Annotated in this window: 24 protein-coding genes and 1 pseudogene; 13 read left to right on the top strand and 12 right to left on the bottom strand. The window is 71.9% G+C overall.

The features are described from left to right. Positions 1 to 19 precede the first annotated feature (19 nt). Positions 20 to 709, top strand: a complete 690-nt coding sequence (locus ACWGI2_RS24065; protein ID WP_453396363.1) for a YoaK family protein — start codon at positions 20 to 22, stop codon at positions 707 to 709. 24 nt (positions 710 to 733) lie between these two features. Here ACWGI2_RS24065 and ACWGI2_RS24060 read toward each other — a convergent pair whose 3' ends face one another. Both ACWGI2_RS24060 and ACWGI2_RS24055 read right to left on the bottom strand, forming a co-directional pair. Continuing rightward, the gene (locus ACWGI2_RS24060) at positions 734 to 1195 is read right to left on the bottom strand and encodes an SRPBCC family protein (RefSeq protein ID WP_453396362.1); all 462 of its coding nucleotides are present in this window, start codon (positions 1193 to 1195) and stop codon (positions 734 to 736) included. Between the two features lie 459 nt (positions 1196 to 1654). Continuing rightward, the gene (locus ACWGI2_RS24055; protein ID WP_453396361.1) at positions 1655 to 2215 is read right to left on the bottom strand and encodes an NAD(P)H-dependent oxidoreductase; all 561 of its coding nucleotides are present in this window, start codon (positions 2213 to 2215) and stop codon (positions 1655 to 1657) included. A gap of 131 nt (positions 2216 to 2346) precedes the next feature. Here ACWGI2_RS24055 and ACWGI2_RS24050 point away from each other — a divergent pair, with 131 nt between their 5' ends. Continuing rightward, on the top strand, positions 2347 to 3000 hold the full coding sequence (locus tag ACWGI2_RS24050) for a TetR/AcrR family transcriptional regulator (RefSeq protein WP_453396360.1): 654 nt from the start codon (positions 2347 to 2349) through the stop codon (positions 2998 to 3000). Positions 3001 to 3013: 13 nt separating this feature from the next. Here ACWGI2_RS24050 and ACWGI2_RS24045 read toward each other — a convergent pair whose 3' ends face one another. From ACWGI2_RS24045 to ACWGI2_RS24035, 3 genes are all read right to left on the bottom strand, one after another. Then, positions 3014 to 3346 carry a hypothetical protein gene (locus ACWGI2_RS24045; RefSeq protein WP_453396359.1) on the bottom strand — a complete coding sequence of 111 codons (333 nt, stop codon included), beginning with the start codon at positions 3344 to 3346 and terminating at the stop codon, positions 3014 to 3016. A gap of 64 nt (positions 3347 to 3410) precedes the next feature. After that, the gene (locus ACWGI2_RS24040) at positions 3411 to 3962 is read right to left on the bottom strand and encodes a DinB family protein (protein ID WP_453396358.1); all 552 of its coding nucleotides are present in this window, start codon (positions 3960 to 3962) and stop codon (positions 3411 to 3413) included. Between the two features lie 59 nt (positions 3963 to 4021). Next, entirely contained in the window at positions 4022 to 5851 is a 1830-nt protein-coding gene (locus tag ACWGI2_RS24035; RefSeq protein ID WP_453697513.1) for an ABC transporter ATP-binding protein, read from the bottom strand. A gap of 920 nt (positions 5852 to 6771) precedes the next feature. Here ACWGI2_RS24035 and ACWGI2_RS24030 point away from each other — a divergent pair. Together ACWGI2_RS24030 and ACWGI2_RS24025 are read left to right on the top strand one after the other, a co-directional pair. Then, positions 6772 to 8394 (top strand): ATP-binding protein, encoded by a 1623-nt coding sequence (locus ACWGI2_RS24030; protein ID WP_453697512.1) that lies wholly within the window; start codon positions 6772 to 6774, stop codon positions 8392 to 8394. Between the two features lie 105 nt (positions 8395 to 8499). Beyond that, positions 8500 to 8928, top strand: a complete 429-nt coding sequence (locus ACWGI2_RS24025; RefSeq protein WP_453396355.1) for a hypothetical protein — start codon at positions 8500 to 8502, stop codon at positions 8926 to 8928. Between the two features lie 30 nt (positions 8929 to 8958). Here ACWGI2_RS24025 and ACWGI2_RS24020 read toward each other — a convergent pair whose 3' ends face one another. Further along, on the bottom strand, positions 8959 to 9690 hold the full coding sequence (locus ACWGI2_RS24020) for a MerR family transcriptional regulator (protein ID WP_453697510.1): 732 nt from the start codon (positions 9688 to 9690) through the stop codon (positions 8959 to 8961). Between the two features lie 136 nt (positions 9691 to 9826). On the opposite strand from ACWGI2_RS24020, the gene uvrA reads away from it, so the two are divergent. The 5 genes from uvrA to ACWGI2_RS23995 all read left to right on the top strand — a co-directional run bounded on the left by uvrA (position 9827) and on the right by ACWGI2_RS23995 (position 15475). Further along, positions 9827 to 12418 (top strand): excinuclease ABC subunit UvrA, encoded by a 2592-nt coding sequence (uvrA, locus tag ACWGI2_RS24015; RefSeq protein ID WP_453697509.1) that lies wholly within the window; start codon positions 9827 to 9829, stop codon positions 12416 to 12418. A gap of 242 nt (positions 12419 to 12660) precedes the next feature. Then, positions 12661 to 13932 (top strand): helix-turn-helix domain-containing protein, encoded by a 1272-nt coding sequence (locus ACWGI2_RS24010; protein ID WP_453396352.1) that lies wholly within the window; start codon positions 12661 to 12663, stop codon positions 13930 to 13932. Positions 13933 to 14111: 179 nt separating this feature from the next. After that, on the top strand, positions 14112 to 14696 hold the full coding sequence (locus ACWGI2_RS24005) for a hypothetical protein (protein ID WP_453396351.1): 585 nt from the start codon (positions 14112 to 14114) through the stop codon (positions 14694 to 14696). 5 nt (positions 14697 to 14701) lie between these two features. Continuing rightward, positions 14702 to 15160 carry a hypothetical protein gene (locus ACWGI2_RS24000; RefSeq protein WP_453396350.1) on the top strand — a complete coding sequence of 153 codons (459 nt, stop codon included), beginning with the start codon at positions 14702 to 14704 and terminating at the stop codon, positions 15158 to 15160. A 123-nt stretch (positions 15161 to 15283) separates the two neighbouring features. After that, positions 15284 to 15475: a DUF5999 family protein gene (locus tag ACWGI2_RS23995; protein WP_453396349.1), complete on the top strand. Its 192-nt coding sequence runs from the start codon at positions 15284 to 15286 to the stop codon at positions 15473 to 15475. Positions 15476 to 15505: 30 nt separating this feature from the next. Here the strand turns inward: ACWGI2_RS23995 and ACWGI2_RS23990 are convergent, their stop codons facing one another. Further along, positions 15506 to 16117: a TetR/AcrR family transcriptional regulator gene (locus ACWGI2_RS23990; RefSeq protein WP_453396348.1), complete on the bottom strand. Its 612-nt coding sequence runs from the start codon at positions 16115 to 16117 to the stop codon at positions 15506 to 15508. A 108-nt stretch (positions 16118 to 16225) separates the two neighbouring features. Here ACWGI2_RS23990 and ACWGI2_RS23985 point away from each other — a divergent pair, with 108 nt between their 5' ends. Next, the gene (locus ACWGI2_RS23985; protein ID WP_453697507.1) at positions 16226 to 17728 is read left to right on the top strand and encodes a cytochrome P450; all 1503 of its coding nucleotides are present in this window, start codon (positions 16226 to 16228) and stop codon (positions 17726 to 17728) included. An 89-nt stretch (positions 17729 to 17817) separates the two neighbouring features. Beyond that, positions 17818 to 18087 (top strand): hypothetical protein, encoded by a 270-nt coding sequence (locus ACWGI2_RS23980; protein ID WP_453697506.1) that lies wholly within the window; start codon positions 17818 to 17820, stop codon positions 18085 to 18087. On the opposite strand, the gene ACWGI2_RS23975 is transcribed toward ACWGI2_RS23980, so the two are convergent. Together ACWGI2_RS23975 and ACWGI2_RS23970 are read right to left on the bottom strand one after the other, a co-directional pair. Next, the gene (locus ACWGI2_RS23975) at positions 18062 to 18343 is read right to left on the bottom strand and encodes a hypothetical protein (RefSeq protein WP_453396345.1); all 282 of its coding nucleotides are present in this window, start codon (positions 18341 to 18343) and stop codon (positions 18062 to 18064) included. The genes ACWGI2_RS23980 and ACWGI2_RS23975 overlap by 26 nt on opposite strands. A gap of 65 nt (positions 18344 to 18408) precedes the next feature. After that, the gene (locus ACWGI2_RS23970; RefSeq protein WP_453697726.1) at positions 18409 to 18978 is read right to left on the bottom strand and encodes a TetR/AcrR family transcriptional regulator; all 570 of its coding nucleotides are present in this window, start codon (positions 18976 to 18978) and stop codon (positions 18409 to 18411) included. Positions 18979 to 19192: 214 nt separating this feature from the next. Between ACWGI2_RS23970 and ACWGI2_RS23965 the strand changes: the two genes are divergently transcribed. Both ACWGI2_RS23965 and ACWGI2_RS23960 read left to right on the top strand, forming a co-directional pair. Then, positions 19193 to 20677: a purine-cytosine permease family protein gene (locus ACWGI2_RS23965; protein ID WP_453697504.1), complete on the top strand. Its 1485-nt coding sequence runs from the start codon at positions 19193 to 19195 to the stop codon at positions 20675 to 20677. Between the two features lie 64 nt (positions 20678 to 20741). After that, positions 20742 to 22394: an amidohydrolase gene (locus ACWGI2_RS23960; RefSeq protein WP_453697503.1), complete on the top strand. Its 1653-nt coding sequence runs from the start codon at positions 20742 to 20744 to the stop codon at positions 22392 to 22394. 3 nt (positions 22395 to 22397) lie between these two features. Here ACWGI2_RS23960 and ACWGI2_RS23955 read toward each other — a convergent pair. The 3 genes and pseudogenes from ACWGI2_RS23955 to ACWGI2_RS23945 all read right to left on the bottom strand — a co-directional run. Further along, positions 22398 to 22789, bottom strand: a pseudogene (locus ACWGI2_RS23955) (MerR family transcriptional regulator); the annotation flags it as partial. Positions 22790 to 22868: 79 nt separating this feature from the next. Continuing rightward, positions 22869 to 24752, bottom strand: a complete 1884-nt coding sequence (locus ACWGI2_RS23950) for a DUF2264 domain-containing protein (protein WP_453697502.1) — start codon at positions 24750 to 24752, stop codon at positions 22869 to 22871. Next, positions 24749 to 25765: a hydroxyacid dehydrogenase gene (locus tag ACWGI2_RS23945; RefSeq protein WP_453697500.1), complete on the bottom strand. Its 1017-nt coding sequence runs from the start codon at positions 25763 to 25765 to the stop codon at positions 24749 to 24751. Before ACWGI2_RS23945 ends, ACWGI2_RS23950 begins: the two co-directional genes overlap by 4 nt. Positions 25766 to 25770 lie beyond the last annotated feature (5 nt).

Below are 25770 nucleotides of genomic sequence, written 5' to 3'. Positions count from 1 at the left end.
TGCCTGCCGAAGAAACGGTATGAACTCATTGCTCGACCGGTCGGCCGCCCGCCTCTTCCCCGACACCGAGGGCCACCACGGCGTACTGCCTCCGCTCCTCGTCGTGCTGACCTTCGTCACCGGCCTTGTCGACGCCGTCAGTTATCTCGGCCTCGACCGTGTCTTCGTCGCCAACATGACCGGCAACGTCGTCTTCCTGGGGTTCGCGCTCGCGGGCGACGTGCAGCTGTCCGCGACGGCCTCGCTCCTCGCGGTCGGCGCGTTCGTGGCGGGCGCGTGGGCGGGCGGGCGGATCGCGCCGCGGGTCGCGCGGCCGCTGTGGCTCTTCGCGCTCCTCGTCGGGGCGCATGCCGTGCTGGTGGCGGCGGCCCTGCTGCTCGACCTGGCCGCCGACGCCAAGCACGTCCTGATCGTGCTGCTCGCACTCGGCATGGGCGTGCAGAACGCCGTGGTCGGCAAGCTCGCCGTACCCGATCTGACCACCACCGTCCTCACGCGCACCCTGACGGGCCTGGCCTCCGACCGGCTCGGCCCGGCGTCGGTGCGCAGGTCCGTGTCCGTCGCCGCGATGTTCGCCGGGGCCCTCGCGGGCGGGCTGCTCCAGCTCAACCACGGCACGGCCGCCGCGCTCGCGCCCGCGCTTCTGCTGCTCGCCGCCGTGATGCTGGCGGCGGCCCTGCGCGGCCGGACCGAGGCCCGCGCGAGCTGAGGCGCCCTTGCCGCCGCGCGGCGCCTACCGCGTCTCCTCGACGAGCCGGGCAAGATTCGCCAGCGCCATGCGCGTCCCCGTCTCGTTGTCGGCGGCGGGCACGCTGTCGGGGATCCCTTCGTGCAGGACCAGGACGTCGGTTCCGCCGTCCGCGTCGGCGAGCGTGGTCGTCATGGTCATGGTGCCGCGCAGGGCGGGATCCGCGGTCTCGAAGGCGAGCACCTCGACCACCTGCTCGTCCGGTACGAGCTTCGCGAAGTGGCCGTGGTACGTGTCGGTGTGCGAGGCCGACTTGCCGGTGCCGGACGCCGCGTCGTAGGTCAGCGAGACGCGGAACCGACCGCCTTCGCGGGCGTCGAAGGTGTGCACATGGCTGCTCATGCCGTCCGGCACGCGCCAGCGCGCGATCGCGTCCGCGTCCAGAAGCGCCTGGTAGACGGCCGAACGCGGGGCGTTCACATGTCCGGACACCTGGGTCGAGTACATGAGACCCAATCTAGGACGCCGGCCGCTCGCACGGGACGTCGTCCTCTTCCGGAAGCCGCGGCCAGCAGCAGGCTCGCGCGCAGGCCGCCCCGAGCTGCGAGGCGGTCGCCCCAGCCAGGGTCTGCGGAAGTCGGCGTCCCGCCACAGGCCCGACGGAGGGCGGGCGGGAACGGCAGGAGAAGCGGACGGCACAGGGACCCCTTGAGGCAGCGAAAGGTTCGCCGTGCCGCAACTCGTGGGCAGCACGCGGTTGACAGGTCGATGGAGACCTACGAGTCAACGCGCGCTTCAGTGACCGGGCATTCCAACTCCTCGGGGATCACGTGGTGTTAGCCATCTCCGGGCACGGGGCCACGGGAGTGCCACCCCTTATCCCCGAGGCTGGGGCCAGGAGCCGCGACGGCCGGCCCGCACGGAGTGCGGCCGGCCGATGGAGCATCCGCTGACGTTCGAGAAGCGTCAGGCAGCGGCGGGCGTGGCCTGCTCGGTGAGGCGGGTGACGACCTCGGTGAGGGCCGTGGCCACCTCCACGTCGTCGGCCGGGTGGGTCTCGGCGAAGCGCGTCAGGGAGGCGGGGATGGACAGCTTGACGTCCTCGATGACCGCGCCGCCCGCGATGCCCGCGGCCTTGCGGGCCTCGTCCTGCGCCCACACGCCGCCGTACTGGCCGAACGCGGTGCCGACGACGGCGACCGGCTTGCCGGAGATCGCACCGGCGCCGAACGGCCGGGACAGCCAGTCGATGGCGTTCTTGAGGACCGCCGGCATGGTGCCGTTGTACTCGGGCGAGAAGAGCAGGAAGGCGTCGGTGCTGCCCGCCGCCTCGCGCAGACGGGCCGCGGCGGCCGGGATGCTGCCCTCGACGTCGATGTCCTCGTTGTAGAAGGGCACGTCCGCGAGGCCCTCGAACAGCTCGATGTCCACACCGGCGGGCGCGTGCTTCGCGGCGGCCTCGGCGAGCTGGCGGTTGTGCGAGCCGGCGCGGAGGCTGCCGACGAGGGCGAGGATGCGTACAGACATGGCGGAACTCCTGGAAAGTGCGGACGGACTCACATACGGGATACGAATCAAGCGGACCGGGGTCCGTTTAAAGTTGTACCACCTATCCGGACCGCGGTCCACTTAGCGGTTCGGAGCGCTACGCTGGACCCATGACCGGCTCCGTTCCCCCGCCACTCCCCTCGCCCGGCACACCGGGCGGGGCGACCGAGCTCACCCTCACGCCGGCCGGCGAACCGCCGTCGCTCAGGGCCGACGCGGCGCGCAACCGCACGCGGCTCCTTGAAGCCGCCTCAGAGCTGATGGCGGGGTGCGGAGCCGCACAGCTGACCATGGACGCGGTGGCCGCGGCGGCCGGAGTCGGCAAGGGGACCGTCTTCCGGCGCTTCGGCGACCGCACCGGACTCCTCGTCGCCCTGCTCGACCACCGCGAGCAGCAGCTCCAGGCCGCCTTCCTCTCCGGCCCGGCCCCGCTGGGCCCCGACGCCCCGCCCCTGGAGCGCCTGCACGCGTTCGGGCCCGCCCTGATCCGCCACGAGCGCGACCACCACGAACTGATCCTCTCCTCACGGACCGACCCGCTGCGCACCTACGCCGTCCCGGCGAACCGGCTGCGGCTCACGCACGTCACGATGCTGCTGCGCCAGGCGGGCGTCGCGGGCGATGCCGAGCTGCTCGCCCACACCCTGCTCGGCTCCATCGACAGCGTCCTCGTGCACCACCTGACCGTCGAGCGCGGCATGCCGCTCGCCCGCGTGGACGCCGGATGGCACGACCTCGTCACCCGGCTGGTGCCCGCGCCCTAGCCTCGGCGCGACGTCAGCCGGGCATGCCGCGACAGGTACGCCGGCAGGCGCCCGGAGTCGTGCCGAGCAGGCGGTGGAAAAGGGTGGTGCCCACCTCGCGGGCGAAGTGCCGTTCGAAGGTGAGTACGCTCATGCCCGCGCGGGCGGCGAGTTCGGCGACGGGCAGCGGCCGATGCAGCCGCGTCAGGGCCCAGTCGAGCACCGGCGCAAGGGTGTTGCTCGGCGCAGGCCCGCGTCGCCATGCCCAACTGGCCGCCCGGGCGCAGGAGTCGCAGCAGGTCCCCCCGGTCGCGCCCTTGCCGGAGCCCAGGTTGTGGCGTATGAGGTCGTCCAGGGGCGCCGTCACCCATGCTCTCCGGGGCCGTTGAGGAGGGTCGTTTTCAGCTGCGGGCGGCGGAGGCCGTCATCGGCTACACGCCTATCGCGCCGTCGATCCGCTCACGGAGCAGGTCGGCGTGGCCGTTGTGGCGGGCGTACTCCTCGATCATGTGGATGAGCACCCAGCGCAGCGACACCGTTCCGCGCCAGCTGTCGTCGCCCTCCATGTCCAGGTCCGGAGCTTCGGCCACGAGGCGGTCGGCGAACGCCACTTCGGAACGCCAGGTCTCCCACGCGGCGGCGATGACGGCCGGTTCGGGCACGGCGCCGTCGAAGTCCTGGTCGGGGTCCGTGTCCGAGCCGAAAAGAGGCGGCGCGATCTGACCCGCGAGGACGCGCCGGAACCAGCGGCGCTCCACATCGGCGAGGTGCCGGACGAGGCCGAGCAGCGAGAGCGTGGAGGGTTCCACGGACCGGCTGGCCAACTCGGCGTCCAAACCTGCGCACTTCAGCTCTAGCGTCGTGCGCTGGGCCGCCAGGAAGTCGACGAGCATGGCCCGCTCGTCGCCGGTCGTGCGCGCGGCGAGCCGCCCGTCCCGCTCTTCGTCGACGAACAGCTCGGCTCGCCTGCGTCCACTGGCCATGCCCGCCATCCAACCCTGAGTGTCATGTCCGGGGCCAGCCCTTGTCAGCGGCTCGGCGATCATGCCGACGTCGCGAGGAACTGCGTCGCCGCCAGCTCCCCGTACAGGGGATCGGCCGCCACCAACTCCTCATGGGTACCCGACGCACGGACCCGTCCGGCGTCCATCACCACGATCCGGTCGGCCAGTGTCACCGTCGAGAGGCGGTGCGCCACGACGAGGACCGTCACCTCCCGTGAGACCTCGGCGACGACGTCGCGCAGTGCCAGTTCGTTCACCGCGTCGAGTTGCGATGTCGCCTCGTCGAGGAGCAGGAGGCGCGGCTTGCGCAGGAGCGCCCTCGCTATCGCCACGCGTTGGCGTTCGCCGCCGGACAGCTGGGAGCCGCGGTGTCCGACCAGCGTCTGAAGACCGTCCGGCAACCGGTCGACGAGGGTGTCGAGCCGGGAGCGTACGAGTACGTCCTGGATCTCGTCGTCGGTCGCGCCGGGCGCCCCGAAGAGGAGGTTCTCGCGCAGGGTGCCGGCGAGGACGGGCGCGTCCTGCTCCACGTAGCCGATGACGGAGCGCAGTTCGGCGAGCGGCCACTCCCGCACGTCGCGGCCGTCGACGAGGACCCGGCCCCCGGTCGCGTCGTAGAAGCGCTCAAGGAGGCCGAAGACGGTGGTCTTGCCCGCGCCCGAGGGGCCGACGAAGGCCGTCATGCCGGGGCCCGGGATGTCGAAGCTCACGCCGTGGTGGACGTACGGAAGGGCGTCGCGGTAGCGGAAGGTCACGTCCTCGAAGGTGACGGCGGCGGGGCCGTGGTGTCCCGTGGGCTCCGCGGTCTCGGTGACGTCCTCCGTCTCCAGACGTTCGGCCCGTACGATCCGCGCGATGGCCGCGGAGCCGACCTGGTACTGCGAGACGCCCTCGACGAGACGGGACACCGGGTCGATCAGATAGAAGAGGAAGAGCAGGAAGGCCACGAGCGTCGAGACGGAGATGGCGCCGGACGCGACGCGTGCGCCGCCGATGCCGAGGACGGCGAGGAACGAGACCTGCACGGCGAAGCCGACCGAACTCCAGGCCACCGCCTGCCACTTGGCGGACCGCACCCCGTGCCGCCAGGCCTCCTGCGCGGCGGCTTGCACCGCGGCGGTCTCGCGCTCCTCGGCGCCCGAGGCCTTCAGCGTGCGGAACGCGCCGAACGCCCGCTCCAGCGCGGTCGAGATGGTGCCGACCGCTTCCTGGGCCCGTTCCGTCGCCCGGGCGATCTTCGGCATCACCAGGGCCACCGCGCCGCCGATGAGCACGATCACGCCGAGGGTGACGCCGAGCAGGACGACGTCCATGAGGGCCATCATCACGATCGTCGCGATGAAGGTGAGCCCGCCCGCGACGGCGGACACCACGGACTGCGTAGTGACCGCGCGCAGCAGTGTCGTGTCCGAGGTGATGCGGGACATCAGGTCGCCGGGCTGGGTGCGCTCCACCTCCGGCAGGCGCAGCCGCAGCAGCCTCCCGATCAGGGTGCGCCGGGCCGAGAGCACCACGGATTCGGCGGTGCGTTCAAGGACGTACGCGCCGATGGACTCGATGACGGTGCCGAGCACCACGAGGGCGCTGAGCAGGAGGATGATCCCGGCGATCGAGTCGTCGCTGCCGAGCCGGTCCACGAGGGCTTTCGCGGCGAGCGGCTGGGCGAGGCCGGTCGCCGCGCCGATCAGCGTGCAGAGGGCGCCGAGCGCGACGACCCAGCGGTGCGGGCGGAAGTAGCGGTAGAGCGCCCGCCAGGTCTCACCGGCGGAGAGCCGCTCCTGCGCCGGACTCTCTGGCGCCGGTCTCTTGTTGGCCGGCTGCTCCGGCTCGTTCTTGGTCACGTCGGAAAGGACGCCGACGAGGCTCATCTGCCTGACCGGCGGCCCGGCCCTTCGCCCCGTAACCCAGATCGAGCCACGGAGTTAGAGGATCTGTCGAATTCGTTGCAGTGACGATTCTGCACGGCGAGTGTGGCGTAGGGGCGGGCCCGAGCGTGAAGGGGATGACGGGGCTGATGCGTGTTCGCGGGGGTGGCCTGATGGGCCGGACCGAGGAACTGTCGAGACTCCGCCGCCTGCTGGCCCAGAGCAGGCTGGTGACGGTGACGGGCAGCGCGGGCGTCGGCAAGAGCACCCTCGCGGCGCACGCCGCGGCAGCGGTGGGCAGCCAGCTGCCGGACGGCGTGATCATGGTGCGGTGGTGGGACGGCGCCCCTGCGCGGGGCCAGTCGGTGGCACGGGCGGTGGTCGAGGCCATGGACGGTGAGATGGACGGAGCTGAGGGGAAGCCACCACCCTGGGCGGACGAAGCTGGGGAGGGCGTGGGCGATGCGGGGGGTGGTGAGCGGGGCAGGTCCGCTGGGCGTGGCGGTGAGCAGGGTCGGCCCACCGCGGATGGCGGTGAGCAAGGTCCGCCCACTGCGGGTAAGGGCGAGCAGGGCAGCTCCGCTGCATGTCGTCGTGAGCAAAGCACGCCCCCCGCGGATGCCCACGAACAAGGCACGACCGCCACGGGCAGGCGTGAGCAGGGCACTCCCACCGTGCATAGCGGTGAGGAAGACACTCCCACCGCGCATAGCGAGGAGGACACGGCTGCCGCTCGTGGCGGCGAGCATGGCACGCCCTCCGCGCGCGCCGATGAGCAACGGCCGCCCGCGGACGGAGGTGAGCATGCGCCGCCCGCGGACAGGGGTGTGCACGGGTCGCCCGCAAACGGAGGTGAGCCGAGCGTCAGGGTGTGGGGCGGGAGTGGGGAGTGGGAGCTTGGTTGTCGGCTTCGGGGGCGCCGCGTGCTCGTCGTTCTCGATGACTTCGATCCCGTACGCGACGAGTGCGTACGTCTGGTGCAGTCGCTGCTGCTGCTCGCGCCCGGCGTCCGTATTCTCGCCACCGGGCGTCAACCGCTGGGCCTTGGGCAGGAGTTGGTGCTGCACCTGAAGCCGCTTCCCGTCGGCGCACCGGGGACGGAGGCGGAGCCGGGGCCCGCGGTGGAGCTGTTCATGGAGCGGGCGCGCGGTGCACGGCAGCACCGGGGGGTTGCGCAGCCCGCCCCCTCTCCCCCAGCGCCCGACGAAGCCGAACTGCGCGCCGTGAGTGACATCTGCGCTCGGCTGGAAGGCGTACCGCTCGCAGTGGAGCTCGCCGCGGCGCAGACCGCCCTGCATCCGCCCGCGCAGCTCGCCCGGATGTTGCGGCCCGCCCAGGGGTGGCTCGGCAAGCCGGAGGCGCCCTTGCGGCGGCACCGGTCCTTACGGGCCGCCGTGGGCGCGAGTTACGCGCTGTGCGGGCAGGCCGAGCGCAGCGTCTGGGCGCGGCTCAGCGTCTTCGCGGGCGAGTTCGACGAGGACGCCGCCGTCCACGTGTGCGCGGGCGGCGGCCTCGACCGGGAGCTTGTGGCCTCCTGCCTCGCGCGGCTCGTCCTGGCTTCGGTGCTCGAACCGGTGCGTGACCCCGGCGGCGTGCTGCAGCCCCGCTATCGGCTGCCTGCGGCGGCCCGCGGGTTCGGCGGCGAACGCCTGGAATCCGTGGGAGAGTCCGCGGCGGCGACCACCCGTCACCTCGCCTGGTACCGCACCGTCGCCTCGACCGCCCACCAGCTGTGGAGCACCGGACGGCACGAGCAGGCGACCCGGCTGCTGCGTGACGAGGAGACCGACCTGCGGGCCGCGCTGGAGCGGGCCCCGCACACCGCCGGCCAGGGTGCTTCCGCCCTCGCCATGGTCGTGGACCTGTGGTTCTGGTGGGCGGTGTGCGGGCACGCCGCCGAGGGGCGTGAGCATCTGCGGCGGCTGCTGCCGCTCGGCCGCACGGACACCCTGGGGTGTGGGAGGGCCCTGTGGCTGGCGGGCTGGCTCGCGGCGTGCACCGGCGCACCGGAGGCGGAGGCCGAGGCCGAGGAACTTCTCTGCCAGGCCTGGCGCGTGGCCGTTCTCTCCGGTGACGACGCGACCATCGGCCGGGTCGCCCACGTACAAGGCGTGATCGCGCTGCGCGAGGGCGAGACGGAACGCGCCATCGAACATCTGCGGGAAGCCGCTCACACGGTCCCCGCCCACGCCGACCACGGCCCGCCCGCCGCGGTCAGCTGGGCCCAGCTCGCCGTGGCCCAGGCACGCGTCCGCCCGGCCGACGCCCTGCGCAGTGTCCGACGCGCGTCGGCCGGAACGCAGACGCGGCACGACATATGGACGCGCTCCATGACGCAGTACGCGCACGCCCTCGTCGAGCATCTGCGCGGCCGGCGCAGCCGGGCCTGGCGCCGCGCGCACAAGGCGCTCGCCGGGGCCGTCTCCGTGGCAGGACCGCTCGGCGCCGCCTCAGTACATCAGCTGATCACCGCGATCGAACACGGCCCCGCGCTCGGCGGAGTCGAGTGGCCCCCTCCGTGCGGGTGGAATCCACCGGGCACTTGAGGCACTCGGGTCAACATGAGCAGAAGAAGCCCAGCCATCTGATTCGTTCATCTTCCTGCGGTCTACACATGGTCCGACCCGGAAGTGAGCGAACGGAGCGAGCGTGTGAATCGGTTGAAGCTGAAGTACGCGTCGGTGAAGTACACGTCGGTGGCGGGAATCGCGGCCCTCGCCGTCCTGGCGGGCCCCGCGGCGCCCGGCGCGGGCGCCGTGAGCCCGCATGCCTCACACGCACCCGGGGCCGCCGCGACCGCGGCCCCGCGTCCGACACTGACGGCGAAGTCGACCGTGGCCAGCGTGCGCGCGTGGCGCGACTTCTACATCTACGGAGTCGGCCGCAACATGCGGCCCGGCACCCGCGTCACGCTTCAGCAGAAGCAGGGCAAGCGCTGGGTTTCGCTGCCCGCGTCGGTGTACACCGCGCGCAACGGCGCGTACAAGATGCGGGTCAAGCTCGGCCTCAAGGGCCGCAACTCCCTGCGCATCGTCGGCGGCCGCGCCATCTCGCCCACGGTCTACGTGACGGTGCGCTGAGCCCGAGCCGCCCGTGACTGACAACCTCTGTCACTTCACGTACTGATCATCCGTCACGTACTGATGCAGCCGGCCAGAGGCGGCCAGCATGGCGGTCGAGCGCGTGGCGACGCCCGCGAGGCGCTGCTCGATGGCCGCACGGAGCGCGTCGGGGCTGCCCGTCTCGCGCAGCCCATCGAGCACGGCGTGGATCTGCGGCAGGGGGTAGTGGCCCTGCCGGAGGATGCTGACGATGCGGGCGTCGCGTACGTCGGCGGGGCTGAACCAGCGGTAGTGCGTGCCCGGTTCACGCCGCGGCTTCAGCAGGCCCGCCGATTCCCACACCCGCAGCGCGGAGGTGCGCACACCGAGGCGGGCGGCCACATCGCCGATGCGCAGGTGCGGTGGCGTGGCGGGCGCAGGGGTGTCGTCCGGGGTCTCCTTCGCGACGGCTTCCAGTGCCTCGCCCGCGGCCCGGAGCGAGAGCCGCTGCTGGTGCAGGTCGGCGTGCCCGGCGTCGACGAGGGTGAGGGCCTGCGGAAGGTCTCCCGCGTGGACGGCCCGCATGATCGCCTGGGCGGTGTCGAGGCCGTAGCCCGGGACGAGCGCGCGATAGGTGAGCAGGGCGTCGCGGTGGCGTGTGCCGAACCTGCGGTATCCGGCGGGCGTGCGCGGGGTCGGCGGCAGGATGCCCGCGTCGGCGTAGTTGCGGATCTGCTGGGTCGAGACACCGGCCGCCCGCGCCAGATCCACCGGGCGCAGCGCCGTCTCGGCTCGGCTCATGAAGGGACCTCCCCTGACTGGCGTCGAAGTACGGAGTTGAAGTGCTCAGTTGAAGGTTATCCGAGCGGGCCCCCGCCAAGTACGGCCTCTCTCGCTCCAAAGCCTCAAGAAGCGCTTCAATGGAACACTTGAAGGCATGGATGCCAGCACTGCGACTGCGATGGACGCAAGCACCGACAATGCCGATGCGATCCGCATCAAGGGCGCGCGCCTTCACAACCTCAAGAACGTCTCGCTCACCATCCCCAAGAACCAGCTCGTCGTCCTGACCGGCCTCTCCGGCTCCGGCAAGTCCACGATCGCCTTCGACACCCTGCACCGGGAGGGCCAGCGGCAGTATCTGGAGTCGCTCGGCCTGGTCACCACCTTCGCGAGCAAGCCATCGGTCGACTCGATCACCGGCCTTTCGCCGTCGATCAGCGTCGACCAGCATCTGACCAACCGCAGCCCCCGGTCGACGGTCGGCACGGTCACCGAGGTCTTCACGTATCTGCGTCTCCTGTGGGCGCGCATCGGTCACCGGCCGTGCCCGTCGTGCGGGCAGGACGTCCCACCCGCCTACCACGTGAGCGGCGACGAACTCTGGGACGACGAACCGTCGGGGACCGAACCCGCCGCCGACGGGTCGCCGGACGACCAGCCCGCACTCCCCTGCCCGCACTGTGGGGCGCCGGTTCCGGGCATGGTGATGGGCACGTTCTCCTTCAACACGCCCGCCGGCGCCTGCGTCACCTGCACCGGCATCGGCACCGTCTTCCGGGCCGATGTGCACCGCCTGGTCGACGACGGCCTGAGCGTCGCCGGGGGCGCCGTGCTCGGCTGGCTCCCCGCCCTGACCACGCGCAACATCCCTATCCTGCGCGCCGCCGGCGAGCACTACGGCTTCACCTTCGACGCGGAGACCCCCGTACGTGAACTCGGCGAGGAACAGCGGGACTTGCTGCTCCACGGCGTGGAGGGCGAGCAGTTCCGCCGCCACTTCCCGGACGCCGCACCACCGGCGACGGTCAGCCGGGGACGCTTCGAGGGCGTGGTCACGAACATGCTGCGCCGATACGCCGAGCGCATCGACGACGCCGCCTACCGCGAGAAGGCGGAGAAGCTCCTCGTCAACGACGTCTGCCCGGACTGCGACGGCACCCGCATCCGCCCCGAGAGCCGACGGGTCACCGTCGCCGGGCTGACCATCGTCGACGCGGCGCGCCTGCCACTCGACGAGCTCGCCGGGTGGATCGAAGGCCTGCGGGAGTACGTCACCGACAGCGAGGCGTGGCAGGTCACCGAGCCGATCGTGGACGATCTGCGGGAGCGCGTGCGCCGCCTCGTCGACGTCGGTGTCGGCTATCTGACCCTGGAGCGGGCCACACCCAGCCTCTCGGCGGGCGAGACCCAGCGCCTGCGCCTTTCCGCACTGCTCGGCTCGGGCCTCACCGGCGTGCTGTACGTCCTGGACGAACCGACCATCGGGCTGCACCCCGCGGACACCGCCCGCCTGGTCGACGTCCTGCGCCGCCTGCGCGACCTGGGGAACACGGTCCTCGTCATCGAGCACGACCTCGATGTGCTGCGCGCGGCCGACCATGTCGTCGACGTGGGTCCCGGCGCGGGCCGCGCCGGCGGGCACATCGTGGCCGAAGGTTCGCCGGACGAGGTGGCGGCGACCGCCGGTTCGGTCACCGGTGACTATCTCTCCGGGCGCCTCGCGATGCCTCTGCCCGCGCTCCGTACGCCCGCGTCGGGTGCCGAGCTGATCATCCGCGGGGCGCGGGCGCACAACCTCAGGAACGTCACCGCGCGGCTGCCGCTCGGGCGGCTCGTCGCGGTGAGCGGGCCATCGGGCTCGGGCAAGTCGTCGCTGGTCCTGGACATCTTGGGGCGTGCCGCTCGGCAGCGTTTCCACGGTGCGAGCGACGCGCCGGGCGCCCACGACGGGATCGAGGGCTGGGAGCACGTCGACAAGGTCGTGACCATCGACCAGCAGGCGATCAGCCGGGTGCCTCGGTCGAACGCGGCGACGTACTCGGACGCGTTCACGCCGATCCGGGAGGCGTTCGCGGCGAGCGCCGACGCACGTCGACGGGGGCTCACCGCGGGGCACTTCTCCTTCAATGTGGCGGGGGGCCGCTGCGAGCGGTGCACGGGGGCGGGGGTGCTGACCGTGCAGATGCACTTCCTGCCCGACGTGGAGGTGCGCTGCCCCGCCTGCCGTGGCCGCCGCTTCAAGCCCGATGTGCTCGCCGCACGGTACGGCGGACACGACATCGCGGAGGTTCTCGACATGACCGTCGACGAAGCGCTGACGGTGTTCGCCGCCGTGCCGGGGGCGGCGACGCGGCTCCAGCGCATGTCGGACGTCGGCCTCGGCTACCTCCAGCTCGGCCAGCCCGCGACCACGCTCTCCGGAGGCGAGGCCCAACGCGTCAAGCTGGCCAAGGAGTTGGGGCGCCGCGCCACGGGCCGCACCCTCTACCTCCTGGACGAGCCCACGACCGGCCTGCACGCCGCCGACACGGCACGCCTGCTCGGCGTCCTGCAACGCCTGGTCGACGCCGGGAACACCGTCATCACCATCGAGCACAACCTGGACGTCATCCGCGCCGCGGACTGGGTCGTCGACCTGGGCCCCGAAGGCGGCGCGGCGGGCGGCGAGATCGTGGCCGAGGGCGCGCCGAAGGAGATCGCGCGGGCGAGCGGGTCACGGACTGGGGCGTTCCTGGACGGGGTGTGACCGCACTCGCCCACGTAGCGGGCAACATCGCGATGCGCGCCTGGAAGGTCCCGTACAGCTCGTTCGAAGGCAGACCGGAGTACGGCAACTGCATGCTGCCGTGAGCTAGTTCGCACCCGATGCCTCTTGCCACCCGGGCGGCAGGAGGCAGCATCATGTCTGTCCGTACTCGACGGGCCGCCGCGCACCCGTGGCGGTATCTTCACCAAGCCTTTGTCCCCCGCCCGCAGAGGGAGCACCTCATGGTGAACGGTTCGACGCTGCCCGGCGGCATACCCCCGACCCCCGCGTCCGCGGGCACCCCGGCGGAGGAGTCGTACGCCGCGTTCAGGGCCTTCCCCTCTGGCCTCCACGATCACGTGAGGCCGTTCCTCGACGACATCACCGCGGAGGTGGTGCGGGCGATCCGCACGGAGATACCGGAGTACGCCCGCCCCACCGACGACACGTACATGCATGTCGTGAACCGGGGTGTGGAGCAGGCCCTTGAGGGGTTCCTGGCCCGGATGGCCCACCCGGACACCGACTGGGAGTCGGTGAAGGCCACCTACCAGAACATCGGCAGGGGCGAGGCGGACGAGGGCCGCAGTCTCGACTCCTTCCAGTCGGCGCTGCGCCTCGGCGCACGCGTGACGTGGCGCCGGGTCAACGCCCTTGTCAACGCCGACCTGTTGCCGCACACCGTCCTCGCGGCCTTCGGCGAGGCGCTGTTCGTGCATCTGGACGAGATGGCCGCGGCGACGACCGCGGGCTACACCGAGGCCAGGCTGCACGCGGCGGGCGAGCTGCAGCAGCGCCGCGCGCGCCTCATCGATCTGCTGACCGCCGATCCCCCGGCGTCGGCGGAGGCCATCGCCGATCTCGCGCAGACCGCCCAGTGGCCCATCCCGCGCGAGGTGGCCGTCGTCGTCATCGACCACGTCCTCACCCCGGAGACCATCAGGCCCATCGTGCCGCCGGAGTTCCTCGCGCGCTTCTCCGAGCAGCCCGGCTGCATCGTGGTGCCCGACCCGGAGGGCCCGGGGCGGGCCCGCTCCATCGCCGCGGCGCTCCAGGGGCTGCGTGCGGTGATCGGTCCCACGGTCGCACTGCACGAGGGCGCGCGCTCGCTGCGCTGGGCGCTGGACGCCCTGGACCTGTCCCGGCGCGGCATCCTGCCCCGCGCGGGCCTGCTGCACTGCGCCGACCACTTGTCGACGCTGCTGCTCTTCCAGGACGAGGCCCTGGTCGACGCGCTCGCGGGGCGGCATCTGCTCCCCCTGGAGGAGGTGCGCTCACCGCAGCGGGAGCGCCTCGCCGAGACGCTGCTGTGCTGGCTGCGGTGCGGGCACAACGCGAGCGAGGTCGCCACGCGTCTCGCGGTGCATCCGCAGACGGTCCGCTACCGCCTGCGGCAGCTGGAGGAGGTGTTCGGCGACCGGCTGCACGATCCGGTGGCGCAGTTCGAGATGCAGCTGGCGCTGCACGCGCTGAGCCTGCGGCCGGCCGCGGGTGAGGGGAGCGCGGCGCGCTGAGGTGACACGCCATCGGTTAGGACACGCCATCGGTTAGCCGGACGCGGAACCCGGACACGTCACCCAGACGCATCACCCGGACACGTCACCCGGACGCGCCGCGAGGGTGGCCGTCCTCGCCCGTTATCCACCCGTAATGTCCCCTTCGTCCCAACTCCCAGGCGAAGGACAGTTCTTACGTGCGCACCCACCGGACCCTCCGAATCCCCCCGCGGATCCTCCCCCGCCTCGTGGTCCTCTTTCTGCTCCCCCTGCTCACCACCCTCAGCGGCACCCTGCTCGCCCCGGCACACGCCCACGCGGACGCGGCGGCCCAGCACGCACCGTCCGTCATCAGCCTCCAGGCCCCGCCACCCGCGACCGAAGAGCCATGCACCAGCAAGGACCCCGCGGTCTGCCTGATCCGGCAGATGACTCCGGAGGAGCGGGAGCGGGCACGTGAGGTGCGGCTGCGCTACCACCAGCTCCTGGACACCATGGAGCGCGTGGCGGACCGTATGCACGAGGAGGGCCGCTCCGACGAGGAGATCGCCCGCGTCCTCGTCGACATGCGCAACGAGGCCAAGGACATCACCCGCGCCGGGATGACCCCGGAGGCGGTAGAGGCCCTGGAGCAGCGGAACATGAAGAAGTACGGCAACCCCCTCGGCCCGACGGCGGACCAGCAGTTCGCCAAGTACGGCAGCTGGGCCAAGGTCATCGAGGCGGCGACCCGCACCAGCGCCGCCGTCGACAAGGAACTCGGCATCCCGCCGCGCGCCTGACTTCCATGCTGCTCAAGGATTACGACCACCACGGCCGGACGTGGACCCTCGACCCCCGCACGGGGCTCCTCTCCCCCGCGTCCGGCCGCTGCCACGGCTTCGTCCACACGGACGCGGGCGGGGAGGCGGCAGCGGCGCTGTACGCCGACCCTTCCGACGAGGAGCCGACTCTCTGGCTCCAGTTCGGCGGACGCCGCTGGGACTGCGGCGCAGTGACGGTCCGTCAGTCCACAGGACCGTCAGCCGGCACACGCCGCTTCACGGTCGAGGACGCGCGGGGCGCGACCCTTCTCGAACTCCCCTACCCGGCACCGGATCCCGGCCCCTTCGACCCGACGTACGACTGGATGGACGCGGAGGCGGACGACTTCTTCCTCTGGGTGGCGGGCCGCCTGACGGACGCGGACGCGTCGTCGCGTACCACACTCCTGGCGCACTTCCGGGCCGGTTTCCTCCCCACCTGAGCTCACAAGTAGCCTCTCCGAGCGATGAGTTGACGCCTCCCGCGGAGTCTTCACTCACACAAGGAGAAACCGAGAAAGACCGGGCCGCGCGCAAGGTTCGCGACCCCCACCCGGAGGTACACCATGTGCGCCCACCAGCCCCCGTGCCCGCCCGCCGAGAGCCCCGACCACCTCGCGGCCCGGATCCTCTCCGCCCATCCCGAACAGGGCTGGAGCCTGCTGTGCAACGGCACGATCGTCTTCGACGACACCGGCGAGCTGCTGCCGGACGGACGGGTGGTGGCCGTGACGAGGCCGCTGGCGATGGCGGCCTGAGCGCGCTGGCCCGACGCGGAAGAGGTCACCTCACGGCGCGATCGCGCCCAGCAACGCCCTCGCGCACAGGTCCCGCACCTGTGCGCGCGGCAGCAGCTCCGGCTCCTCCAGCCACTCCAGGCAGACGGTCACCATGAAGGCGAGCCAGCCGCGCACGGCCAGGCGCAGGGTCGGAAGGTCGTGGGGAGTGGACGCCGTTTCGGGGTCCGCGGCCAGGGCTTGGAGGATCTGGTCCTCGTGGGCCGCGAGACCTTCGCGATAGATCCTGCGGACCGTGGCGTCGCCCGTCTCCTCCGCCCGGTGGAACGCGCGAAAGCCTTCGGCGTGCGACTCGACGTACGCGAGGAACGTGTCGAGGCCCGTGCCGATCTGGTCGCGGACCGGGACTCCGGGCACGGCCGCCGTCAGGCGCAACATGCGCCGGCTCTCGCGCCGCACCACGGCGGCGAAGAAGTCACTCTTGGTCGGGAAATAGTGGTACAGCAGGCCGCGTGAGACGCCCGCGATCTCCGCCACCCGCTCGACCCACACGTCGTCGTACGGATTCTGGGCGAAGAGCCGCGCCCCTGCCGAGAGCAGCTGTTCCCTGCGCTCCTCGGTGCTGAGTCTGCGGCGCGTGCGCTCCTGCGGGTTCGCGGCCATGGGAGCACCTTACTTGACGTGGATTCAACAGCGGGACCAGACTGAAGTCCTTATTGAATCCGCGTACAACAGGCTCAACGGGTCTGCGGCACAAGGGAGATGGCACACATGGCGCAGGTCTCGCAGGCATCGCAGACATCACAGACACCGCAGGTCGCGGAGGTGGCGGAGGGTGCGGAGGCTCCTCCCAAAGGGTTCCGCAGCGCCGAGCTCGGGTGGCCGCGCCTCGATCTCATACCGCATCCGCCGCGCCGCCTGCCCCTGGTCGGCGACATCCTGGGCGCCAACGTCCGTACGCCGGTGCAGGATTCGATGCGTATCGGCAGCGGGCTCGGGCCCATCTTCCGCCGCAAGGCGTTCGGCAAGGAGATCGTCTTCGTCTGGGGCGCCGAGCTCGTGGCGGAACTGGCCGACGAGTCGCGCTTCGCCAAACACGTGGGCCTGGGTGTCGCCAACCTGCGGCCGGTGGCGGGCGACGGCCTGTTCACCGCGTACAACCACGAGCCCAACTGGCAGCTTGCGCACGACATCCTCGCGCCGGGCTTCAGCCGGGACGCGATGGCCGGCTACCACCCGCTGATGCTGGACGTCGCCCGGCAGCTGACCGCCCGCTGGGATGCGAGCGAGCAGATCGGCAGGGCCGTTGACGTGCCCGGAGACATGACGAAGCTGACCCTGGAGACGATCGCCCGCACCGGATTCGGGCACGACTTCGGCTCCTTCGAGCGGCCACGGCCGCACCCCTTCGTGTCGGCCATGGTCGGCACGCTCTCCTACGCCCAGCGCCGCAACGTCGTGCCGCCCGCGCTCGCCCCGCTGCTGCTGCGCGGCGCCACCAAGCGCAACGCCGCCGACATGGCCTATCTCAACCGCACCGTCGACGACGTGGTCGCGGCCCGCATGGCCGCGCCAGGCCCGGGCGACGGCGATCTGCTCGACCGGATGCTGGAGGTCGCCCACCCCGACACCGGCGAGCGGCTCTCCCCGGAGAACATCCGCCGCCAGGTCATCACCTTCCTGGTCGCCGGGCACGAGACGACCTCGGGCGCCCTGTCGTTCGCACTGCACTACCTCTCGCGCTCCCCCGAAGTCCTCGCCCGCGCCCAGGCCGAGGTCGACGAGATCTGGGGCGACGCGGATGAGCCCGCGTACGAGCAGGTCGCCAAGCTCCGCTATCTGCGGCGCGTCCTCGACGAGTCGCTGCGGCTGTGGCCGACCGCGCCCGGCTTCTCGCGCCAGGCCCGGCACGACACGACGATCGGTGGTGTGCACCCGATGCGCGAGGGGGCCTGGGCGCTCGTCCTCGCCACGCTGCTGCACCGCGATCCGGCGGCGTGGGGCGAGCGGCCCGAGGAGTTCGACCCCGACCGGTTCGCCCCTTCGGCGGTACGCGCGCGGCCGGCCCACGTCTTCAAGCCGTTCGGCACGGGCGCGCGGGCCTGCATCGGCCGTCAGTTCGCGCTGCACGAGGCGACCTTGGTGCTCGGACTGCTCCTGCGCCGCTACGACCTGCACACCGACCCCGGCTACCGCCTGCGGGTCGTCGAGCGCCTCACGCTCATGCCGGAAGGCCTCACGCTGCGGCTCACCCGCCGCGCCAGCTCCGCGTAGAGCTCGATTGTCAGACCCGTGCGCAAGAGTGGAGGGTCCACCGGTGCGAGCCATCGGTCCGTCCGACCACGCGCAGAGGAGCTCTCGACATGACCAGCACGCCGACCCCGGAACTGGCCGCCGCCCAGGCCTGCTTGCGGCTGCTGCACACCGCACGTGCCGCGCTGTCAGGCCCCTCACCGGCCGCGGCGGCCTCGCTGCTCGCGGGGCCCATGGCGGAGGCGGACGAAGCGCTGCGCCGCGCGGGCCTGACGGGCAACGAGGCCGAGCTCCTGAACAGGATCTACGACCTCGAGCCCGACCGCCCCGATCCCCGGGCGTGCCCCGCTCCGGCTAGTTCGGCTCCATCGATTCCATAGGCTCCTCGGGCCCCGCCGGTTCCTTCGGCTTCCAGGTGAACTTGTCGCCGCCCACCCAGCGCACCAGATCCGGGTCGTCCACGTCGTGCACGACGACGCCCGCCTGAGCGGCCACCTCCAGGACGTCGACAAGTTCCCTGGCCTCGCCGACCACCTCGCCGTCGAGCTCCACGATGCGGAAGGGCGGTCGGCCGGGGTTGACGCCAAGGACCGTGATCCGAGGGTTCGCCATATAGAGGTACGCGCTTTCGGTCATGTCTGGAGGCTTCCACGCTCCGGCCCCGTCATGACCATCACGACCTGCCCGTTCGGCCGCTCGGGCTACGTACCTGTCGCCTCGGGGCGACCGACGAGCCGCTCGGCCGCCGAGCGCGCGGAGGCGAGCGCCCCCTTGCGGTCCGCGCCGCGCTGGCCGAGGACGACACGGGTGCTCAGGCCGTCGAGGAGCGCGAGGAGTTCACCGGCGCGGGCCGCGGCGTCGTCCACCGCGAAGGCCTCCTGAGCCGCGCCCTGGGTGAGCAGGGCCTCCAGATCCGCCTGCCAGCCGCGGTCGAGATCGTCCTGGGCCGTACGGAGCGGCGCGTTCGCACCGGCGCGTGCCCACAGCTCGATCCACAGCATCCAGCGGGGGTCGCGCGGTCCCTTGGGCAGATACATCCGCAGGAAACGGTCGAGCTTGCGTGCGGGCGCCGCCCGGCCCGCGAGCAGCGCGCGCCGCTCCTCGGTCAGCGCGGCCTCGCTCCAGCTCAGCGCCTCAAGGAGCAGGCGGTCCTTGCTGCCGAAGTAGTACAGGATGTGGCCGCCGCTGGTGCCGAGGCGCTCGGCGAGCGCGGACATGGTGAGTGCGGCGAGGCCGTTCTCGGCGATCGCCGTCATCGCCTCCTCCAGCATCCGGTCCCGCGCGACCTGCCCGTCCCTCCGTCGTGCCACGCCTGCTCCCGTTCCGGTCCCCGCGTCCTGCTCCACCCGCCGACCTTATCCCCGCTGCCCGCGGCTGATTTCCCGCAGGGTCTTGACGGCTCCACGACCCGTGGCGCATTTTGAATGCCGTTCTAGGTCATAGAACGGCATTCAAAGTCTGGGTGCCGGAGAGTGAGGTGCCCGCATGACGGAAGAGGCCCCGGTTTCCGCCGGAACGAAGACCACCGGAACGAAGACCGCCGGAACGACATCCTCCGGAACCGCGACCGCCGGGATCGGCACCGGCGTCACCAGCGACGAGGTGTTCCGGGTCGAGACCCACGGCATCGACCCGATCCCGGACGAGGACCGGCACGGCAGCGCCAGGGATCTGTTCTGGCTCTGGTTCGGCTCCAACCTGACCTTCACCTACGTCATCAACGGCGCACTCGCCGTCAGCTTCGGCCTCAGCTTCTGGCAGGCCACCGCCGTGGTCGTGATCGGCGGGCTCTCCTTCTTCGTCATCAGCGCGGCCGGGCTCAGCGGCATCCGCACCGGCACCGCGACCCTCGTCATCTCGCGCGCCGCCTTCGGCGTTCTCGGGAACTTCCCCGCCGGGCTGCTCAACTGGGTGGTCTCCATCGGCTACACCATCGTCAACACCGTGGTCGGCACGCTCGCCCTCGAAGCCCTCTTCACCGACCTCGGCTGGTCGGGCGGTGACGCGGCGCGCGCCCTCGCGCTCGCGGTGACCCTCGCCATGACCTTCGCCGTGGCCATGTGGGGACATGCCACCGTGCAGTTCGCCGAGCGCTGGATGGCCTACGTGCTCGCCGCAGGCTTCGGGGTGCTGCTCGTGTTCGTGCTGCCCGACGCGGAGTTCGGTGCGGCCGGGGGCGGTGGGGCGAGTTTCTCCGGCTGGACGCTCGCGTTCGTGGTGATGCTCGCGGGGCCGTTCTCGTATCTGCCGATGCCCGCCGACTACACCCGCTATCTGCCGCGGGACACCTCGCTGCGGTCGATCACCGTCAGCGGCGCGCTGGGCGGTCTCGTCTCCTCCGTGGCGCTCGGTGTCGCGGGCGTCGCCGCCGCCACGCAGGCCGACATGACGGACGCGGTCGCGGGGGTGGAGAAGCTGCTTCCGGGGTGGTTCCAGCCGGTGTTCCTGGTGCTGGTGCTCGGCGGCTCGGTCACCAACTCGATCCTCACGCTCTACTCCTCAAGCCTCAACCTCCAGGTGCTCGGCATCCCTTGGGGCCGGGCGAAGGCCATCGTCATCAGCATCGTCGTGACGGCGCTCGGCTCGCTCGGCGCGCTGTTCCTGACCGACTTCACCGAGTCGCTGCTCAGCTTCCTCTCCCTCCTGATCATCGTGTTCGCGCCGTGGGGCGGGGTGTTCCTCGCCGACATGCTCCTGCGGCGCTGCCGGTACGACACCGGGGCTCTGCACACCACCGGCCGCGAGGGCGCCTACTGGTACCGGGCGGGCTTCCACCCCGCCGGGATGGCCGCCCTGGTCACCGGGATGGCCTTCGCCGCTCTGACCTGCGACTCGGAGCTGTGGACAGGGCCGCTGGTCGCGCCGCTCGGCGGCGGTGATCTCACCCTCCTCGGCTCGGTCGTCGCCGGACTCACGTACTGGGCGCTGGCCCGCCGCAGCGTTTCCTCATCCCTGCCGGTCTCGACATGAGACATCCCTCGCGCACCTCTCGTACGACTCGAACCACCCGTACCGCCCCAGGAGTTCACCTCTCATGACCAGCACCACCCCCAGGCCCGCGGATCTCGTCCTGCGCAACGCCCGCATCCACACCGTCGACCCGGACCTCCCCTCCGCCGAGGCGCTCGCCGTCGTCGACGGACGCATCGCATGGCTCGGACCCGACGCGGAAGCGGACTCCTGGACCGGCGAGGGCACACGGGTCGTCGACGGCGGCGGGCGCCTGGTCCTGCCCGGCTTCATCGACGCCCACAATCACGTGCGCCTCGGCTCCGACGACGCCTGCGTACAACTCGCCGGTGCCCGCACCCTCGACGAGATCCACGACCGCGTCCGCGCCTGGCGCACCGAGAATCCCGACGCCGACTGGATCGAGGCGGAGGCGTTCGACTACTCCGCGATCCCCGGCGGCCGTATGCCGAACGCCGCCGACCTCGATCCCGTCACCGGCGACACCCCGGCCTTCGTCCTGAGCTACGACGTCCACACCGCCTGGCTCAACACGGCAGCCCTGCGCCGGCTCGGCGTCGACCGCGACCGTACGTCGCTGCCGTTCGGCCGCGCCGAGACCGACCCGGCGACGGGTGAACCCACCGGTTTCATCAAGGACTTCGCGGTCAAGGGGCTCTCCCGCGACGGGCACCGGGCGCTGCGCGAACTCGGTCTGCCGTGGGCGTCGCCCGACCGGCAGTACGGGCGCCTCGCCAAGAGCCTGGACGACGCGATCGGCTTCGGCATCACCACGGTCGTCGAACCGCAGAACTCCCTGGACGACCTGGAACTTTTCACCCGCGCCCGAGCGGAAGGGCGACTGCGCTCGCGCATCGTGGCGGCGCTCTTTCATCCCCGCGGCACGTCCGACGCGGACCTGGACGACTTCGCGGACGCCGCACGGCGGTTCGCGGACGACCGGCTGCGGGTCGGGCCGCTCAAGCTCTACATCGACGACGTCGTCGAGCCCCGCACGGCCGCGCTCCTGGAGCCCTACTCGGGATGCGGGCGGCACCGGGGCGACACGTTCTACCCCGCGCACGAGTTCGCGGAACTGCTGGCGAAGCTGGACGCCCGCGGCTTCCAGTGCTTCGTGCACGCCACCGGTGACCGGGGCATCCGCACGGTCCTCGACGCCGTCGAGCACGCCCGCGCCCTCAACGGTCCGCGCGACGCCCGCCACCAGGTCGTGCACGTCGAGTGCCTGGACCCCGCCGACACCCCGCGCTTCGCCGAACTCGGTGTCGTGGCCTGCATGCAGCCGCGCCACTGCGCCCCCGAGATCGCGGGCCCCGGCCAGGACTGGGCAGAGAACATCGGCGCCGACCGGTGGCACAAGGCCTGGCCGATGCGGAGCCTGCACGAGGCGGGGGCGGTCCTCGCGCTCTCCAGCGACTGGAACGTCGCCGAGATGGACCCGATGGCGGGCATCTACACCGCCCTCACCCGCCGCCCCCTCGGCGGCGGCGAAGCCTGGCAGCCCGACGAGACGCTCGACGTGGTAACGGCCGTCCACGGCTACACGATGGGCTCCGCGTACGCCAACTTCCTTGAGGACGACCGGGGTTCACTGACGGTCGGCAAGCTGGCCGACTTCGTCGTGCTGTCACGGGACATCTTGCGCGCACGCCCCGAGGACATCCCCGGGACCAAGGCCGAGGTCGTGGTGGTGGGCGGAGAGGTGATGAGGACCTAGCCGAGCCTTGACGAGTTCGGTCGGCCAGGCCGCCGCCTGGCCCATGGGCCGGGCCCAGTCCTCCTTGGAGTGGGCGGCGGCCCGGCTCATCGCCTCCGATGCCCCGCGCGGCCCTCCCACTTGAGGCCGGCCTCGGTGGCGTAGCTCAGCTCGAAGGTGATCTCACCGAACACCTCGAACCGCTCCTGCGGGCTGAGCCGCACGCCGGTCTGCCGCACCTCCATGGCCCACTCGGCGACCTCCACCAGGCGGCCCAGTCTGCCGATCTGCTCCACCAGCGCCTTGTGCTGGGCCCGCAGCTCGCTCGGCACGAGCAGCCCGGGCCGGTCGTGGTGATGCAGCCTGCGGACTGTGGTCCCCGCGGACCCGGAGGCCTGCCCTGCCGTGTAACTCATGGGCCTCACCTTTCGTCGCGCACAGCGTGCAGCGCACAGCCTGACGCCACGTGGGTGGCGACTCAGCCGGGCCCAGCCATCAGCCGTGCTCCACCCCCAGCGGCTCGAAAGCGATCCGGGTCACGGATCCGTCGTCCGTCCACCGCACCTCCACCGCGTCCTCCGTCGCGCTCACCACGGTGGCCGCTTCCGCCATAGGCGCGGGGGCCGGTTCCGCGGTGAGCGTGGCCAGAGCCGCGTACACGGCCGTGCCCTCCGTCTCGGCCGTGAGGCGCGGCAAGCGGGCCCACGGGGTGAAGGCCGTGCCCTGGGGTGCGCGCTGTTCGTCCTGGCCGGTCCAGCCGTGCAAGGAGTGGAGCGCGGAGAGCAGAGGCTCCTCCGGGCCTGTTGCCCAGCCCGTGTGGGTGATGCGGGCTCCGCGCGGTGCGCCGACCACGCGGTGCACGCGCAACTCGTGGCGGCCCTTGGCCACCGTCACGCTCTCCACGCGCAGACCCGGCACCATGGGCGGGCCGCTCACGAAGGCAGGGGTGTGCCGGGACGCCGCCCAGCCCCAGCCGGCGCCCTGACCGGTGCCCAGCGGGTGGATGCGGGTGCGGGCGCTGCGGACTCCCGCCACCTCCACCGCGATGTGGTTGTCCGGGGTGTTGTCGCGTGCCGTGGGGCCGGTCCGCGTGGAGTAGGCCTGGCGGGCGTAGAGCGGGTCCTCGTGGGCCGCCGACTCGCCCTCGTGCGGGCGCGCGTGGTCACTGCCGTGGTTGTGCAGCCGTACGATCCCGTCGGCGCGGGTGCTCTGCACGAGGAGGCCGGGCGCGGGCAGGGCGAGGACCGTGTCGTGGCTCTCGCTGGGCGCGGGTTCCTCCGTGGCGGTCCACAGGGGGTGACTCGCAGGTGCCAGGAGGCCGACGAACGCCTTGGACGCCCAGTACGGCGACGCGGGACCCGAGTAAGGCTGAAGGGTCGCCTCGTGCGGGCCATGCCAGCCGAGGGTGAGCAGTCCGTCGGCGCTCACGGAGCCGCGGTCGAGGAAATAGCGCAGCGAGCCGCTGAGCAGGCGGCGCGAGGCGCCGGGGCTCAGCGGCGTGTGGCCCGTGAGCGCGCCGAGGGCCACGGACGCGCCCGCGGCGAAGCGGTAGGTCAGTGAGCGGCCGAAGTGGATCGGGGCGCCGTCGCCGCCGAAGAGCAGCCCGAAGCTCTTCAGGTGCTCGTGCAGGCGGGCACCGTGCCGAGCCAACTCACCGGCGTTTCCCGCCAGTTGGGCGTCCAGCGTCGGATACAGGTGCAGCGCCCAGCCGTTGTAGTGGTCGAAGGCACGGCCGTCCCCGTCGGCGTACCAGCCCTGGCCGCGGTACCAGCTCTCCAGGAGCCCGAGCGCCCGCTCGCGCGCCCTTGCCGTCTCCGCGTCGCCACGGCCCACGGACTCCAGGAATCCGGCCACGGTGTAGGGGAAGAGGTACCAGTTGTTGGGTGCGGGGACGTGACGTATCGCGCCGCGCAGCCACTCCTCCGCCCGGTCCTGTACGTCGCTGTCGAGCCGGTCCCACAGCCAGGGGCGGGTCAGCCGCAGGCCGAGGGCGACGGACGCGGACTCGACCATCGGCTGGCCCTGGATGTTGTGGTCCAGGATCAGCGGCCACGACTCGGCGTCGTCGTGGCCCGGCATGCGCGTGCCCGCCGCGAGGCCTTCCGCGTACCGGTCGAGCCAGCCGTGCGGGTCCTTGCCCTCGGCGCCCGCCACACGGAACGCGGCCGCGAGGAAGGTACGGGCGTACCCCTCCAGGCCGTCCGACCGTACGCCCGAAGCGGAGGGCCGCCCCGGCAGGTCGAGCAGGGCGCCGCGGGGTGTCGCCCACTGCCAGGCGGCGCCCAGGAGACCGTCGGCGGCAGCCTCCCAGTGCGCGCGCGTGTAACCGGTGTGAGGGCTCAACTCCCGGTCTTCTTCGGGCAGTCCGGGGATGCTCATGCGAGGTAGGCCAGCCTTTCGCGTCGTACGGCATGGGCGAAACCGTCGCCCGCGGCCCAGCGGCCGACCTCGGCGACGGCGAGATCGGCGAGACGCCCCCACTCGTTGCCCTGCGAACCCGCCAGGTGTGGGGTGATCATGACGTGGTCGCACTCCCACAACGGGTGTTCCGGGGGCAGGACTTCGGGGTCGGTGACGTCGAGGACGGCACGGACACGGCCGGCGAGCGCGGCTTCGGTGAGGGCGTCCTGGTCGACGACCGCGCCGCGGGCCGTGTTGATGAGCACCGCCTCGTGGCGCATCGCGGCGATCAGCTCACGGCTGACCAGGCCGCGGGTGGCGGGAAGGAGCGGGGTGTGGACGCTGACGGCATCGCTGCTCGCGAACAACTCCGCGATGCCGACCGGCCGTACGCCGAGCTCCAGGGCTTCCTCGTCGGAGACGTACGGGTCGTGCAGCAGGACCTGGAGGTCGTAGGGGCCCAGGAGTTCGATGACGCGGCGGCCGATCATCGAGGCGGAGAGGATGCCGACCGTACGGCCGTAGTTGCCCACGCCGTGCGAAAGGCCGAGCCATTCGTCGCGGCGCCGGGTGGCCTTGAACTCCCGTGCCCGCTCCATGACGTGCTTGCCGCTGAGCAGGATCATGGCGACGGTGTACTCGGCGACGGGCAGGGCGTTGGCCGCGGCGGCCGACGACACCTCGATGCCGCGGTCCCAGCACTCCGGGGTGATGTGGCCGCGTACGGAACCGGCGGTGTGCACGACGGCCCGCAGCCGGGGCGCCGCCGCGAGCGCTGCGGCATCCAGTCGCGGGCAGCCCCAGCCGGTGACCAGGACCTCCACGTCCCGGAGCACGGAGCGCGCTTCCTCCGTGGTGAAGTCGTCCAGGACCGTGTCCGGCTCAAGATCGCAGACACGGCCGAGCGCGGCCAGGGCGTCGGGGCCGAGCACGGCCTTCGCCGCGTCCCGGGCCATGGCGAGCGCGGCACGCGGCCGGCGACTGCCGTTCATCAACA

The organism is Streptomyces sp. NPDC054866 (genome assembly GCF_053610745.1).
The sequence above is the reverse complement of the archived record's forward strand: the minus strand, read 5'-3'. Positions and strand labels throughout refer to the sequence as shown.